This is a genomic window from Mycolicibacterium rutilum (genome assembly GCF_900108565.1).
GTDB lineage: Bacteria > Actinomycetota > Actinomycetes > Mycobacteriales > Mycobacteriaceae > Mycobacterium > Mycobacterium rutilum.
The window spans coordinates 1505845-1519907 of record NZ_LT629971.1; the positions used below are offsets into that span (position 1 = coordinate 1505845).

A 14063-nucleotide genomic window follows, 5' to 3' on the forward strand; every position below is an offset into this window, starting at 1 on the left:
TTGATTACCGCTCGAAGATCCGCCGAAATTTCGAGCGGTAATCAACGTTCGGCGCTCAGCCCACGAGGGGCGCTCAGCCCAGGAGGGCGGCCCGCAGGCGCTGCACGTCCTCGTCGCCGACCCCGGCCGCCTCCAGGTAACCGCGCAGCGAGCCGTAGTGCTCGTCGATCGCGCGCCGGGCGGTCTCCAGGTAGCCCTCGCGCACGCCCAGCACGGCGTCGGTCAACCGCGCCTCGACAAAGGTGACCTCCTCGGCGGTCTCGGTGCGCTCACGGACCGACTGCAGGATCTGTTCGCGCAGCTGCGGTACCGCATCATTGCTGCGCAGGAAGTCGGCCATCACGGCGTCCCGATCGACGCCGACGGCATCGAGCACGGTGGCCACGGTGAAACCGGTGCGGTCCTTACCCGCGAAGCAGTGCGCGATCAGCGGCCGCCCGTCGGCGAGCAGCGAGACTACCTGGCGGATCGCCCGCCGCGCACCCGGCAACGTCGGAAACCGTTGGTACTCCTCGGTCATGAACCGGCCGGCGGCGACGGCGACATCCTCGTCGTCGGGCTTCTCGCCCATCATTTTCTGAAACGCCGTCTCGTGAGGCGCCTCCCCGTTGCTCGCGGCGAGTTCGTGAAAGTGCAGCAGGTGCACCGCGACGCCCGGCGGCACCGCCCCGCCGCCGTGCCGCTCCACCTCGCGCGCCGACCGTAGATCGGCGACGTCGCTGATACCCAACCGGCGCAACACGTCTCGGCCGGCGTCGTCGAGCCCGCTCAGTTCGCTGGACCGGAAGAACCGCCCGGGCCGCACTCCGGTCTCGGCGGCGACGTCACGGAAGTTCCAGGCGCCCGACAGTTCTCCGGTCCCGGCCGTCACCGCTGGGTCACCGCCGCGGCGAAAGCGCTTTTCTCCCTACCCAGTTCGGCGCGGGCGATGGTGCGCATGTGCACCTCGTCGGGGCCGTCGAACAGCCGCATCGCGCGGTGCCAGGCATACAGCCGCGCCAGCGGCACGTCGTCGCTGATGCCCATCCCGCCGTGCACCTGGATGGCACGGTCGATGACGTTGCACGCCATCTGCGGAGCGACGGCCTTGATCTGCGCGACCAGCACCTGCGCGTCCTTGCTCTTGTTGCCCTGCTGATCGATGGTCCACGCCGCCTTGTGGCACAGCAGCCGCGCCTGGTCGATCTCGTTGCGCGACTTGGCGATCGACTCTCGGACCACACCCTGTTCGGCCAGCGGCTTGCCGAACGCCACCCGCTTCTGCACGCGGTCGATCATCAGTGCCAACGCCCGCTCGGCCGCGCCGATCGCACGCATGCAGTGGTGGATCCGGCCGGGGCCGAGCCGCGCCTGCGCGATCGCGAAGCCGCTGCCCTCTTCGTGCAGCAGGTTCTCGGCGGGCACCCGCACGTTGTCGAAGACGATCTCGCAGTGCCCGTGCTGGTCCTGCCAGCCGAACACCGGCAGCGAGCGCTGGATGTCGACGCCGGGGGTGTCGGTCGGCACCAGGATCATCGACTGCTGCTGATGGCTGGCCGCGTCCGGGTTGGTGCGGCCCATCACGATGAGGATCTTGCAGCGCGGGTCGGCCGCACCGGTGATCCACCACTTACGGCCGTTGATGACGTAGTCGTCCCCGTCGCGCAGCATGGTCGTCTCGATGTTGCGGGCGTCGCTGGAAGCCACCGCGGGCTCGGTCATCGCGAACGCGCTGCGGATCTCACCGTTCAGCAGCGGCTCGAGCCACTGCTTGCGCTGCTGTTCGGTGGCGAACAGGTGCAGCGTCTCCATGTTGCCGGTGTCGGGCGCTGCGCAGTTGGTGACCTCCGGGGCGATCTCCATGCTCCAGCCGGTCAGCTCCGCCAGCTGCGCGTACTCGAGGTTGGACAATCCGGACTCGGGCGGCAGGAACAGGTTCCACAGCCCACGCTCCTTGGCCAGCTTCTTGAGGTCCTCGACGACCGGCGGGACGGTGAAGTCCTTGGGACCCTTCTCCTCGCGATAGGCGTGGTAGTCAGCCTCGGCGGGGAAGACGAATTCCGTCATGAACGCGGTCAGGCGATCGTGGTAATCCTGCGCCTTGGCCGACATCGCGAAGTCCATGCCCGCCACGATATGACACTAAGTCAGACAGGTTTGTGGGGCGTCGGGCTCTGCCCGGACTCCCACTTGGACTCCAGCGACCGGGTGATCCGGGTGCCCGCCGGATAGCGCACCTCGAAGGTCTGCGCGTCGGGCGCCTCGAACGTGATGAGGAAGCCGTCGTCGACGGTCTCCTTGTGCACCACCTTCGCGGCCAAAGTCTCGTTGTCGCGGTCGACAGCGACGATGTCGCCCGGCGCCACGTCGTCGATCAGGTCATTGCTCGAGATGTTCGACATACCTCCGACGTTAGCCGCACATGGAGAAGCCCTCCCCGGGAGTGCCACGTCGTCGGGGAGGGCTTCTGGTCTGAGGGTCAGCGGCGGCCGGCCGCCAAGTCCTGGGCGTAGACCAGGCCGTGGTGGTGCGTGCCTGCCGGCATCTCTGGGGCCGGGTGGGCCTTGACGCTCGGGCCGGCGACGATGCCGGGCCGCGGCGTCGTGTCGTGCGAGTAGGTGCCCGCGCTGGCGGCGCCCGCGAAGCCGAGCGCTCCGGCGGCGATGCCTGCGGCGACGGCCGGCAGGGCGAAGAAGCGGGCGATACGGCGGGTGGTGTTCGTGGTCATTTCGAATCCTCCTGTGTGCGTGTACTTTTCGGTTTGTCTGCCGGTGTGTTCCGGCGATGACTCAAGAATGCGGCATCGGCGCGTCCCGGTCTGTCGACCGGCTGGGGGATGAGCGGGTGGAATCGCGTGTCCACCGATCGGGGGAACGGTTGCTGTGCGAAGCTGATCGCGTGGTGGACCGGGTCACGGTGGTGGTTGGCGACGACCATCCGATGTTTCGCGACGGCGTGGTCCGCGCGCTGGTCAACAGCGGTCAGATCGACGTGCTGGCCGAGGCCGACGACGGGGTGAGCGCGCTGGCGGCGATCCGGGCGCACAACCCGCAGGTGGCGCTGCTGGACTACCGCATGCCCGGGATGGACGGCGCCGAGGTGGCGGCCGCGGTCACCCGCGACGAGCTGCCGACCCGCGTGCTGCTGGTCTCCGCGCACGACGAGGCCGCGATCGTCTACCAGGCGCTGCAGAACGGCGCGGCCGGTTTCCTACCCAAGGAGTCCAGCCGCTCGGAGCTGGTCAACGCGGTGCTCGACTGCGCGAAGGGCCGCGACGTCGTCGCGCCGAGCCTGGCCGCCGGGCTGGCCGGCGAGATCCGCAAGCGCGCCGAACCCGAGGGGCCGGTGCTCAGCCCCCGCGAGCGTGAGGTGCTCAAGCTGATCGCCGAGGGCATCAGCATCCCGGCGATGGCCAAGCAGCTGTTCCTGGCGCCGTCGACGGTGAAGACGCACGTCCAGCGCCTGTACGAGAAGCTCGGCGTCAACGACCGCGGCGCCGCCGTCGCCGAGGCGATGCGCCGCAAGCTCCTGGACTGAACCGGCATGGACCGCCTCGCGCGCCTCTTCGCCGCCGAACCTGTTCGCGTCACCGCGGTGTTGCGGTTGCCGCTGATCGCGCTGATCGCGGTGCTGGTGTGGGTGTGGGAGGTCGACCACTGGTTGCCGATGGTCTACGTGGTGGTGCTGGGCGTGTGGGCGGTGGCCGCGGTCCTGTGGCTGGTGCTGGTGTCGCGCGGCCCAACGCTGCCCCGGTGGGCCGACTGGGCGTCGACGAGCATCGACGTGCTGGTCGTCGTCGTGCTGTGCCTGGTGTCCGGCGGGGCCACCGCGGCGCTGCTGCCGGTGTTCTTCCTGCTGCCGATCGCGGTGGCGTTCCAGGACCGCCCGCTGCTGACGGCGCTGCTGGGCGTCGGCACCGCGGTGGCCTACCTCGCGGTGTGGATCGTCTACTCCAAACGCGACGACACCGTCGGCATGCCGAACGTGGTGTACACCCAGTTCGGTTTCCTGCTGTGGTCGGCGGTCGCGACGTCCGCGCTGTGTGTGGTGCTGGTGCGCAGGCAGGCCCGGGTGCTCAAGCTGCAGGAGGTGCGACGACAACTGGTGTCCGAGGCGATGCAGGCCGACGAGCGGCACAACCGCGAGGTCGCCGAACATCTGCACGACGGCCCGCTGCAGACGCTGCTGGCCGCGCGGCTGGATCTCGATGAGGTCCGCGAACGCGTCGACGATCCCGCGCTCGATGCGGCGCACGCCGCGCTGCAGCAGACCGCCGCCGCGCTGCGCTCGACGGTGACCGAGCTGCACCCGCAGGTGCTGGCTCAGCTCGGGCTCACACCCGCGGTGCGAGAGTTGGTGCGGCAGTTCGAATCTCGCGGTGGTTGCACGGTGGAGGCCGAGCTCGACGAGGTCGGCAAGCCCGAGTCGCAGCAGTTGCTGTACCGGGCGGCCCGCGAACTGCTGACCAACATCGGTAAGCACGCCGGCGCGACGACGGTGCACGTCGGGTTGGTGCGGCGCGGCGACCGGATCGTGCTGACGGTCACCGACGACGGGCGCGGTTTCGACCCGGCGGTCGTCGAGAAGTATGTCGCCGACGGACACATCGGGCTGGGCTCGCTGCTGGCCCGCTTCGACGCGATGGGCGGTTCGATGGAGGTCCACTCGGCCCCGGGGCGGGGGACGCAGGTGATAGCCACCTCGCCGCCGGAGACTCCTCCCGGCGAACAGACGTGAAATGCCCCGTCCGCGGGGGTTTTCGGGGCAATTTGTGACTGCTCGGCGAGTCTAACCAGACAGCCCGCGGGCGATGACGAGGCGCTGAATCTGGTTGGTGCCCTCGAAGATCTGGGTGATCTTGGCTTCGCGCATGTACCGCTCGACGCGGTAGTCGCGGGTGTAGCCGGCGCCGCCGAACACCTGCACCGCGTCGGTGGTGACCTTCATCGCGGCGTCGGTGGCGGTCAGCTTCGCGACGCTGGCCTGCTGCGAGTACGGCCGGCCGAGGTCGCGACGGCGGGCCGCGTCGAGATACGTCGCGCGTGCGGTGGCGACCGCCGCCGCCATGTCGGCCAGCAGAAACCCCAGCCCCTGATGGTCGATGATCTTGCGGCCGAATGTGGTTCGCTCGTTGGCGTAGGCGACCGCCTCGTCGAGTGCGGCCTGCGCCAGCCCGGTCGCCACCGCGGCGATGCCGAGCCGGCCGGAGTCCAGCGCCGAGAACGCGATCTGCAGGCCCTGACCTTCGGCGCCGATCAGCCGGTCGGCGTCGAGGTGCGCGTCCTCGTAGAACGCCGACGTGGTCGGGATCGCGTGCAGGCCCATCTTCTCCTCGGGCTTGCCGAACGTCAGACCGGACAGATCACCGGGCACCAAGAAACAGGAGATTCCTTTACTGCCTTCCCCTGTCCGCGCGAACAGCGTGTAGAAGTCCGCCCGCCCGCCGTGGGTGATCCACGACTTCGAGCCGTTGAGCACATAGCCGCCGTCGGCCCTCACCGCCTTGCACTGCAGCGCCGCCGCGTCCGAACCGGCCTGCGGTTCGCTCAGGCTGTACGCGCCGATCTGCTCGCCGGACAGCATCGCAGGCAACCACCGCTGCTTCTGCTCGTCGGTGCCGAACACCAGCAGCGGGTGCGACGACAGGCTGTGCACGCTGACCGCCACCGCGACCGCCGCCCAGCGCGCCGCCAGTTCCTCGAGCACCTGCAGGTACACCTCGTACGGCTGACCGCCGCCGCCCCACTCCTCGGGCTGCGGCAGGCTCAGCAGCCCCGCCGCCCCCAGCTGCGCCATCACGCCGTCGGGATAGCGCTCGTCCTTCTCGTGCTCGTCGACGATCGGATCGAGCACCTTGTCGGCGATGTCGCGGGCGAGCGCGATCAGGTCCTCGGCATCGCTGCTGGGTAGGAGCCGGTCGACGGCCACCGTGGCCTCCCGTGGTCGAAGTTTGTCAGACAGTTTGCAGATCGAAGCCACGATAGGGCCGGTCAGTCGGCGCGCCGCCACCAGGCGATGAAGTAGAGCACCATCGCCGCGGTCAACGCGAGCAGCACCCACAACACGAGCGCCTGGTCGATCCACGCCCCCGGCGGCGGTGCGCCCGGCATGAAGTTGCGGATCGGCACGATCGCGAACAGCATCGCGGCATACCAGGTGGAGAACGGCGGCAGGAAGTTCTTCCGCCCGCGCAGCATCTCGATCGAGACGAACAGCGCCAGCGCGGGCAGCGTGATCAGCACCAGGCACAGGCCCAGGTCGAAGGCGAGCGCGCCGCGGGCCCGGCTCAGCGTCACGGTCTCGTAGTCGCCCTCACCCGACGACTGGGTGACCGGACCGCTGCGGGTGCTGGTGATGTCCCAGCCGTTGAGGGTGCCGGTCACCTCGACCCGGGCCGGTTCGAACGTTCGGTCGTCGCCGGACCCGACCAGCACGTCGGCCCCGAGCGCGCCGATGGTGTACGAGTCGAAGGGCCACTTGTCCGGATCGCCCTCGGCGATGATCGTCGTGCTCATCTCCGCGGGCAGCCGCCCGTTGGGTGTCTCCAGGTCCTGAGCCAGGTTGACCTCGTCGAGGAACAGCCGGACCGCGACGTCGGTGTTGACGACGTTGAGCGCCGTGTTCAGGTGGTCCTCGGCGGGGAAGACCACCACCTTGGCCTCGACCTCGTTGTCGACCGTGTCGATCGAGTGCAGCTTCACCTGCACGACGGTGTCCTCGCTCGCACCGAGATCGGGTGGGCCCAGCGACTCTTCGGATCCGGACACGTAGCGGTAGCCGAGCAACGAGCCGGCGTAGATGAGCACGACGATCAGCACCGTGCCGGCACTGGCCAGTCGTGCCCGGGTCGTGCTGCGAGGTCTCGACGGTTCGGCTTCCGGCACCAACGGGATGTTAGTGACGCAGGCGGTGAATACCGGCGGCCCGCCGACGACACGCCGCACCTCAGTTCCGCGACGAGCCGTACCGATATAGCTGTGACCAGCGGTAGCGGTTAGGGTGTCCGTCATGACGCAGACGAGTGCCGAAGCCGCCGGTGGAGCGGCCGCGACGGTCGGGGTGGTGCGCGAGTCCGGCGCCGACGAGCGCCGCGTCGCGCTGGTGCCCAAGGCGGTGGCGTCGCTGGTCAACAGCGGCCTGGCGGTGGTGGTCGAATCCGGAGCCGGTGAACGGGCGCTGCTGCCCGACGCGCTCTACACCGACGCCGGCGCGACGATCGGTGACGCCTGGGCCGCCGACGTGGTGGTCAAGGTGGCGCCGCCGAGCGCCGAGGAGGTCGGCCGGCTGCGGTCCGGGCAGACGCTGGTCGGGTTCCTCGCGCCGCGCGACACCGAGAACCAGATCGGCGCGCTACGGGCCGCGGGCGTGCAGGCGTTCGCCGTCGAGGCGATTCCGCGCATCTCGCGCGCGCAGGTGATGGACGCGCTGTCGTCGCAGGCCAACGTCGCCGGCTACAAGGCCGTGCTGCTCGCGGCCTGGGAGTCGACCCGGTTCTTCCCGATGCTGACTACCGCCGCCGGCACGGTGAAACCCGCCACGGTGCTGGTGCTCGGTGTCGGGGTGGCCGGACTGCAGGCGCTGGCCACCGCCAAGCGGCTCGGCGCGCGCACCACCGGCTACGACGTGCGCCCCGAGGTCGCCGACCAGGTGCGCTCGGTCGGCGCCCAGTGGCTGGACCTCGGCATCGAGGCGGCCGGCGAGGGCGGCTACGCCCGCGAACTGTCCGACGAGGAACGCGCGCAGCAGCAGAAGGAACTCGAGCGCGCGATCACCGGGTTCGACGTCGTGATCACCACCGCCCTGGTCCCCGGACGGCCGGCGCCGCGGCTCGTCACCGCCGCCGCCGTCGAAGGTATGAAGCCGGGCAGCGTCGTGGTGGACCTGGCCGGGGAGACCGGCGGCAACTGTGAGCTCACCGAGCCGGGCCGCACCGTCATCAAGCACGGGGTGACGATCTCGTCGCCGCTGAACCTGCCCGCGACCATGCCCGAGCACGCCAGCGAGCTGTATTCGAAGAACGTCACGTCGCTGCTGGAGCTGCTGATCACCGACGGCGTACTGGCACCGGATTTCGACGACGAGGTCGTGGCGGCCTCCTGCGTCACCCGAGGAGAGAACTGATGTACGACCAGCTGCTGGCCAACCTCGCGATCCTGGTGCTGGCGGGATTCGTCGGGTTCGCCGTGATCTCGAAGGTGCCCAACACCTTGCACACCCCGCTGATGTCGGGCACCAACGCGATCCACGGCATCGTGGTGCTCGGCGCGCTGATCGTGCTGGGTGACCTGCCCGCCGACGCGCACTGGGGCGTGCGGGCCATCGCGTTCCTGGCGCTGATCTTCGGCACGCTCAACGTCATCGGCGGCTTCCTGGTCACCGACCGGATGCTGGGCATGTTCAAGGGCCGCGGGTCCGACATCAAAGCCGTTGAGGCGGGCCGCAAGTGAACCACCTCGTCACCGTCCTCTACATCGTCGCGTTCGGCCTGTTCATCCTCGGCCTGTCCGGGCTGACCGGGCCGAAGACCGCCGTGCGCGGCAACTGGATCGCCGCGACGGGCATGGCCATCGCCGTGGTCGCCACGCTGATCAAGGTGCGCGACACCGCGCCGATCAACTGGATCCTGATCGCCGCCGGCCTCGCCCTCGGCGTGATTCTCGGTGTGCCGCCGGCGAAGAAGACCAAGATGACCGCGATGCCGCAGCTGGTCGCGCTGTTCAACGGCGTCGGCGGCGGTACGGTCGCGCTGATCGCGTGGGCGGAGTTCATCGAGACCGACGGCTTCGCGCACTTCACCGCCGACCAGCATCCGACGGTCGCGCTGGTGGCCGGCTCCCTGTTCGCCGCGATCATCGGCTCGGTGTCGTTCTGGGGTTCGCTGGTGGCGTTCCTCAAGCTCCAGGAGTCGATCCCCAAGAACGTCGAGAAGCGACTCGTCGCCTCGGCCAAGCTGTTTCAGGCCGCCAACGTCCTGCTGCTGCTCGGCGCCACCGCCGCGGCGATCTACATCGGGCTCAACGCCGGCACCGGCAGCGCGCCCTGGACCATCATCGTGGTGCTGGTGCTCGCCGGCCTGATGGGCCTGTTCGTGGTGTTCCCGATCGGCGGCGCCGACATGCCGGTGGTCATCTCGCTGCTCAACGCGTTGACCGGGTTGTCAGCCGCGGCAGCAGGTTTGGCGCTCAACAACACCGCGATGATCGTCGCGGGCATGATCGTCGGCGCCTCGGGTTCGATCCTGACCAACCTGATGGCCGTGGCGATGAACCGGTCGATCCCGGCGATCGTGTTCGGCTCGTTCGGCGGCGGCGCCACCGCGGTGGCCGGGCCCGGCGGCGAGCAGGGCACCGTAAAGTCCACCTCGGCCGCCGACGCCGCGATCCAGATGGCCTACGCCAACCAGGTGATCGTGGTGCCCGGCTACGGGTTGGCCGTCGCCCAGGCGCAGCACACCGTCAAGGAGATGGCCGATCTGCTCGAAAGCAAGGGCGTCGAGGTCAAGTACGCCATCCATCCGGTCGCGGGCCGCATGCCGGGGCACATGAACGTGCTGCTGGCCGAGGCCGACGTCGAGTACGACGCGATGAAGGAGATGGACGACATCAACGGTGAGTTCAACCGCACCGACGTCACGCTCGTCATCGGCGCCAACGACGTCACCAATCCCGCGGCGCGCACCGACCCGAGCTCCCCTATTCATGGCATGCCGATCCTCAACGTCGACGAGTCGCGCTCGGTGATCGTGCTCAAGCGGTCGATGAGTTCGGGCTACGCCGGCATCGAGAACCCGTTGTTCTTCCTCGACCACACCTCGATGCTGTTCGGCGACGCCAAGAAGTCCGTCGGCGAGGTCATCGAGGAACTCAAGGCGCTCTGACTACCGGCTAGCCGGTAGCGGCTTCTGCTGCCAGCGTCATTGGCCGGTGCCCGCGGCCGCGGTGAGATCGACGTAACCGAAAAGATCTCACCAAGGAGGCGGCATGTCCAACAAGTCGAGGGCCGGCGCGCTGGCCACACTGGGCGCAACGCTGGGCATGCTCGGCGCGATGATCGGGTTGGCGCCCAGCGCGCAGGCCGACGCGTGCGCCGACGTCGACGTGGTGTTCGCCCGCGGCACAGGAGAACCGGTGGGTCTGGGCCGCGAGGGCGAGGCGTTCGTCGACGCGCTGCGCGGTGCACTGCCCGGCAAGACCGTCGCCTCCTACGCGGTGAACTACCCCGCCTCCTACGACTTCCTCAAGGCCACCGACGGCGCCAACGACGCCAGCGCCTATCTGCAGACCACGGCCGCGGCCTGCCCGGACACCAGCTTCGTGCTCGGCGGCTACTCGCAGGGCGCGGCGGTGATCGACATCCTCACCGCCGCACCGGGGCCCGTCCTGGACTTCACCGACCCGCTGCCGCCCGCGGTCGCCGACCGGGTCGCGGCCGTCGCGGTGTTCGGCAACCCCTCGGACCGCATCGGGAAGCCGCTGACCACCGCCAGCCCGCTGTTCGGGGCCAAGACCGTCGAGCTGTGCAACGGCGCCGACCCGGTGTGCTCCCCCGGCAACGACCGCGCCGCGCACAGCCTCTACGTCGAATCGGGTCTGGTGGACCAGGGCGCCGCGTTCGCCGCAGGCCGGCTGACCGCGCCCGTGCCGCCGGCCGCGCAGCTGGCGGCGAACGTAAGCTCGGGCGGGTGACGGACCGACGCCCGCCAGTCGAGACGCTGCTGGCCCGTGCCGGCGGCGTCCGCGGGTTGGTCTACTCCGGGTTGCCGGTCGCGGTGTTCGCCGCGACGTCGACCACCGTCGGGTTGCTGCCCGCCACCGCCGCGGCCGTCGGCGTTGCGGCGCTGGCGCTGGGTTGGCAACTGCTGCAACGGGAATCGACCCGCCCGGCACTGTTCGGGTTCGCAGGCGTCGCCGCGTGCGCGGCGGTCGCGCTGATCACCGGCCGGGCCAAGGACTTCTACCTGCCCGGCATCTGGATGTACCTCGGCCTGGCGATCCTGTTCACCACGTCGCTGGTGGTGCGCCGCCCGCTGGTCGGTGTGGTGTGGGCGTGGATCACCGGCCGCGACGGCACCTGGCGACGTATCGGGCGGGTGCGGTTGGCGTTCGACATCGCGACCGCGGTGATGGCGACCGCGTCGTGGTCGCGGTTCCTGGTGCAGTACCACCTCTATGACACCGACCAGGCCGGCCTGCTCGCGGTCGCGCGCGTCGCGATGGGCTGGCCGATCTTCGTCGTCACCTCGTCGGTCATCTACCTCGCGATCCGCACCGCGATCCGCACGCTGCCCCGATCGGCCTGACACCCGGCGCGGAGTTTTGCTCGCGCTGAGCGCAGATATTCACGGCCGTGTCACCGGCCGGTACCAATACCGAGGTGAACGCGACTCTGCCTGCCGACCGCGACGAGGTCGCCCGCCGTGTCCGTATTCGTTGACATCACGCCCGACGATCCCGTCGTCGCGGCGCCCCCTGCCCGGAAGTGGCGCGCCCGGCTGACCCGCGCCGCGCTGCCGCTGCTGTCGCTGCTGGTGTTCTTCGCCGTCTGGCAACTGGTCGCGGTCAGCGGAATCTGGAACCAGACGTTCGTGCCGTCTCCGGGCACGGTGTGGCGCGCGTTCGTCGACATCTCCTCGACGCACGACGGGGTCCGCGGATACGCGGGCTACCTGCTGTGGGAGCACCTCTACATGACGCTGCGCCGGGTGTTCGCCGGCGTGGTGATCGGCGTCGCGCTCGGTGTGCTGCTGGGGCTGGTGATGGGGTCGATCAGCTGGGTGCGCAGCGTGCTCGAGCCGTGGCTGACGTTCCTGCGTGCGCTGCCGCCGCTGGCCTACTTCTTCCTGCTGGTGATCTGGCTCGGCATCGACGAGGCACCGAAGATCACGCTGCTGGCGCTCGCGGCGCTGCCCCCGGCCGCGGTGGCGACGACGGCCGCGGTGCTGGCCGCGCCGGTCGGGCTGCAGGAGGCCGCGCGGGCGCTGGGCGCCTCGCGCGGCGAGGTCATCCGCGACGTCGTCGTCCCCTCGGCGCTGCCGGAGACGTTCACCGGTATCCGGCTGGCGGTCGGGATGGCGTACTCATCGGTCGTCGCCGCCGAACTGTTCAACGGCATCCCCGGCGTCGGGGGCTTGGTCAAAGACGCCAGCAACTACAACAACACGCCCGTGGTGCTGGTCGGCATCTTCGCGATCGGCATCTCGGGTCTGCTCATCGACGGTCTACTGCGCGCGATCGAACGGCGCAGCGTTCCCTGGAGAGGAAAGATATGAAGTTCAAAACGCTTGTGGCGGTGGCAGCCGCGGCCGTGCTTGCGCTGGCCGGCTGCTCGGTCGACAAGTCGGAACAATCGGCCGACAGGCCGACGATCCGGATCGGATACCAGACATTCCCCAGCGGGGACCTGATCGTCAAGAACAACAGGTGGCTCGAGGAGGCGCTGCCGGACTACAACATCAAGTGGACGAAGTTCGACTCCGGCGCCGACGTCAACACCGCGTTCGTCGCCAAGGAACTCGACTTCGGCGCGCTGGGTTCGAGCCCGGTCGCGCGCGGGCTGTCAGCGCCGCTGAACATCCCCTACAAGGTGGCGTTCGTGCTCGACGTCGCCGGCGACAACGAGGCGCTGGTCGCGCGCAACGGCAGCGGCGTGAACACCATCGCCGAACTGAAGGGTAAGCGGGTCGCCACCCCGTTCGCCTCGACCGCGCACTATAGTCTGCTCGCCGCGCTCGCGCAGAACAATCTGTCGGCCAACGATCTTCAGCTCGTCGACCTGCAGCCGCAGGCCATCCTGGCGGCGTTCGACCGTGGCGACATCGACGCCGGGTACTCGTGGCTGCCCACGCTCGATCAGCTCCGGAAGAACGGCAAGGATTTGATCACCAGCCGGCAGCTGGCCAAGGACGGCAAGCCGACCCTCGACCTCGCGGTCGTCGCCGACGAGTTCGCGTCGGTGCATCCGGAGGTCGTCGACGTCTGGCGCCAGCAGCAGGCGCGCGCACTCGATGTCATCCACACCGACCCGGGCGCCGCGGCCAAGGCGATCGCCGCCGAAATCGGCCTGACCCCAACAGAAGTCGAGGGCCAGCTCAAGCAGGGCGTCTACCTCACGCCGCAGGAGGTCGCCTCGGCGGAGTGGTTGGGCTCCGACGGCGAGCCGGGCAATCTCGCGGTCAACCTGCAGAGCGCCTCGCAGTTCCTCGCCGACCAGAAGCAGATCCCCGAAGCGGCGCCGCTGGCGACGTTCCAGGACGCGATCTACACGAAGGGCCTGCCGGGTGTCCTCACCCAGTGACGGCACCATCCGCATTGCCGGCGTGCGGCATCGGTACGGGCGCGGTGGCGACGAGGTCACCGCGCTCGGCCCCGTCGACCTCACCGTGGAACCCGGCGCGTTCCTGGTGCTGGTCGGGGCGTCCGGGTGCGGCAAGAGCACGCTGCTGCGGCTGCTGGCCGGCTTCGAGACGCCGAGCGAGGGCTCGGTCCGGGTCGCCGGGACTGCGCCGACGCCCGGTGTGACCGCCGGCGTGGTGTTCCAGCAGCCGCGGCTGTTCCCGTGGCGCACCGTCGGCGGCAACGTCGACCTCGCGCTGAAGTACGCCGGGGTGCCGCGCGAGCGGCGCGCCGAACGACGCGACCAACTGCTGGCGCGCGTCGGCCTCGAGGGCACCGCGGGCCGCAAGATCTGGGAGATCAGCGGCGGCCAGCAGCAGCGGGTCGCGATCGCACGGGCGCTGGCCGCCGAGACACCGCTGTTCCTGCTCGACGAGCCGTTCGCCGCGCTCGACGCGCTGACCCGCGAGCTGCTGCAGGAAGACGTCCGCCAGGTCAGCGCCGAGACCGGGCGCACCACGGTGTTCGTCACCCACAGCGCCGACGAGGCCGCGTTCCTCGGATCGCGGATCGTGGTGCTCACCCGCCGGCCCGGCCAGGTCGCCCTGGACATCCCGGTCGACCTGCCCCGCACCGGAGTCGACGCCGACGAGCTGCGCCGCTCGCCGGAGTACGCGGAGCTGCGCGCCGAGGTGGGCCGCGCCGTCAAGGCGGCCGCGGCGTAAGCGCGCCACGCGGTTCAGCGGCAGGCGG

General features: G+C 69.8%; 16 protein-coding genes. 10 read left to right on the forward strand and 6 right to left on the reverse strand.

The window, feature by feature from the left end; all coding sequences use genetic code 11:
• Window positions 1–73 precede the first annotated feature (73 nt).
• From BLW81_RS07235 to BLW81_RS07250, 4 genes are all read right to left on the reverse strand, one after another.
• The gene (locus BLW81_RS07235; protein WP_083406602.1) at window positions 74–871 is read right to left on the reverse strand and encodes a tyrosine-protein phosphatase; all 798 of its coding nucleotides are present in this window, start codon (window positions 869–871) and stop codon (window positions 74–76) included.
• Window positions 868–2103 (reverse strand): acyl-CoA dehydrogenase family protein, encoded by a 1236-nt coding sequence (locus BLW81_RS07240; RefSeq protein WP_083406603.1) that lies wholly within the window; start codon window positions 2101–2103, stop codon window positions 868–870. Before BLW81_RS07240 ends, BLW81_RS07235 begins: the two co-directional genes overlap by 4 nt.
• Window positions 2104–2126: 23 nt before the next feature.
• Window positions 2127–2381: a hypothetical protein gene (locus BLW81_RS07245; protein WP_083406604.1), complete on the reverse strand. Its 255-nt coding sequence runs from the start codon at window positions 2379–2381 to the stop codon at window positions 2127–2129.
• A 77-nt stretch (window positions 2382–2458) separates the two neighbouring features.
• Window positions 2459–2707, reverse strand: a complete 249-nt coding sequence (locus BLW81_RS07250; RefSeq protein WP_083406605.1) for a hypothetical protein — start codon at window positions 2705–2707, stop codon at window positions 2459–2461.
• Between the two features lie 170 nt (window positions 2708–2877).
• Between BLW81_RS07250 and BLW81_RS07255 the strand changes: the two genes are divergently transcribed.
• Both BLW81_RS07255 and BLW81_RS07260 read left to right on the forward strand, forming a co-directional pair.
• A complete protein-coding gene (locus BLW81_RS07255) occupies window positions 2878–3516 on the forward strand; it encodes a response regulator (RefSeq protein WP_083406606.1) in 639 nt (212 codons plus the stop codon).
• A 6-nt stretch (window positions 3517–3522) separates the two neighbouring features.
• Window positions 3523–4716 (forward strand): sensor histidine kinase, encoded by a 1194-nt coding sequence (locus BLW81_RS07260; protein ID WP_083406607.1) that lies wholly within the window; start codon window positions 3523–3525, stop codon window positions 4714–4716.
• A gap of 51 nt (window positions 4717–4767) precedes the next feature.
• Here BLW81_RS07260 and BLW81_RS07265 read toward each other — a convergent pair whose 3' ends face one another.
• Together BLW81_RS07265 and BLW81_RS07270 are read right to left on the reverse strand one after the other, a co-directional pair.
• On the reverse strand, window positions 4768–5907 hold the full coding sequence (locus BLW81_RS07265; protein ID WP_083410373.1) for an acyl-CoA dehydrogenase family protein: 1140 nt from the start codon (window positions 5905–5907) through the stop codon (window positions 4768–4770).
• A 62-nt stretch (window positions 5908–5969) separates the two neighbouring features.
• Window positions 5970–6863, reverse strand: coding sequence for a DUF4436 domain-containing protein (locus BLW81_RS07270; protein WP_235632211.1), 894 nt, complete (start codon window positions 6861–6863; stop codon window positions 5970–5972).
• 124 nt (window positions 6864–6987) lie between these two features.
• Between BLW81_RS07270 and BLW81_RS07275 the strand changes: the two genes are divergently transcribed.
• The 8 genes from BLW81_RS07275 (at window position 6988) to BLW81_RS07310 (ending at window position 14035) form a co-directional block, all read left to right on the forward strand.
• The gene (locus tag BLW81_RS07275; protein WP_083406608.1) at window positions 6988–8100 is read left to right on the forward strand and encodes a Re/Si-specific NAD(P)(+) transhydrogenase subunit alpha; all 1113 of its coding nucleotides are present in this window, start codon (window positions 6988–6990) and stop codon (window positions 8098–8100) included.
• Window positions 8100–8426, forward strand: a complete 327-nt coding sequence (locus BLW81_RS07280; protein WP_083406609.1) for an NAD(P) transhydrogenase subunit alpha part 2 — start codon at window positions 8100–8102, stop codon at window positions 8424–8426. Before BLW81_RS07275 ends, BLW81_RS07280 begins: the two co-directional genes overlap by 1 nt.
• Complete coding sequence (locus BLW81_RS07285) at window positions 8423–9856, forward strand: NAD(P)(+) transhydrogenase (Re/Si-specific) subunit beta (protein WP_083406610.1); 1434 nt, start codon at window positions 8423–8425, stop codon at window positions 9854–9856. Before BLW81_RS07280 ends, BLW81_RS07285 begins: the two co-directional genes overlap by 4 nt.
• A 103-nt stretch (window positions 9857–9959) precedes the next feature.
• The gene (locus BLW81_RS07290) at window positions 9960–10664 is read left to right on the forward strand and encodes a cutinase family protein (protein WP_083406611.1); all 705 of its coding nucleotides are present in this window, start codon (window positions 9960–9962) and stop codon (window positions 10662–10664) included.
• The gene (locus BLW81_RS07295) at window positions 10661–11278 is read left to right on the forward strand and encodes a DUF3159 domain-containing protein (protein WP_083406612.1); all 618 of its coding nucleotides are present in this window, start codon (window positions 10661–10663) and stop codon (window positions 11276–11278) included. Before BLW81_RS07290 ends, BLW81_RS07295 begins: the two co-directional genes overlap by 4 nt.
• 117 nt (window positions 11279–11395) lie before the next feature.
• Window positions 11396–12247 carry an ABC transporter permease gene (locus BLW81_RS07300; RefSeq protein ID WP_083406613.1) on the forward strand — a complete coding sequence of 284 codons (852 nt, stop codon included), beginning with the start codon at window positions 11396–11398 and terminating at the stop codon, window positions 12245–12247.
• The gene (locus BLW81_RS07305; RefSeq protein ID WP_083406614.1) at window positions 12244–13272 is read left to right on the forward strand and encodes a taurine ABC transporter substrate-binding protein; all 1029 of its coding nucleotides are present in this window, start codon (window positions 12244–12246) and stop codon (window positions 13270–13272) included. The genes BLW81_RS07300 and BLW81_RS07305 overlap by 4 nt, the downstream gene beginning before the upstream one ends.
• The gene (locus BLW81_RS07310) at window positions 13256–14035 is read left to right on the forward strand and encodes an ABC transporter ATP-binding protein (RefSeq protein ID WP_083406615.1); all 780 of its coding nucleotides are present in this window, start codon (window positions 13256–13258) and stop codon (window positions 14033–14035) included. Before BLW81_RS07305 ends, BLW81_RS07310 begins: the two co-directional genes overlap by 17 nt.
• Window positions 14036–14063: the final 28 nt, after the last annotated feature.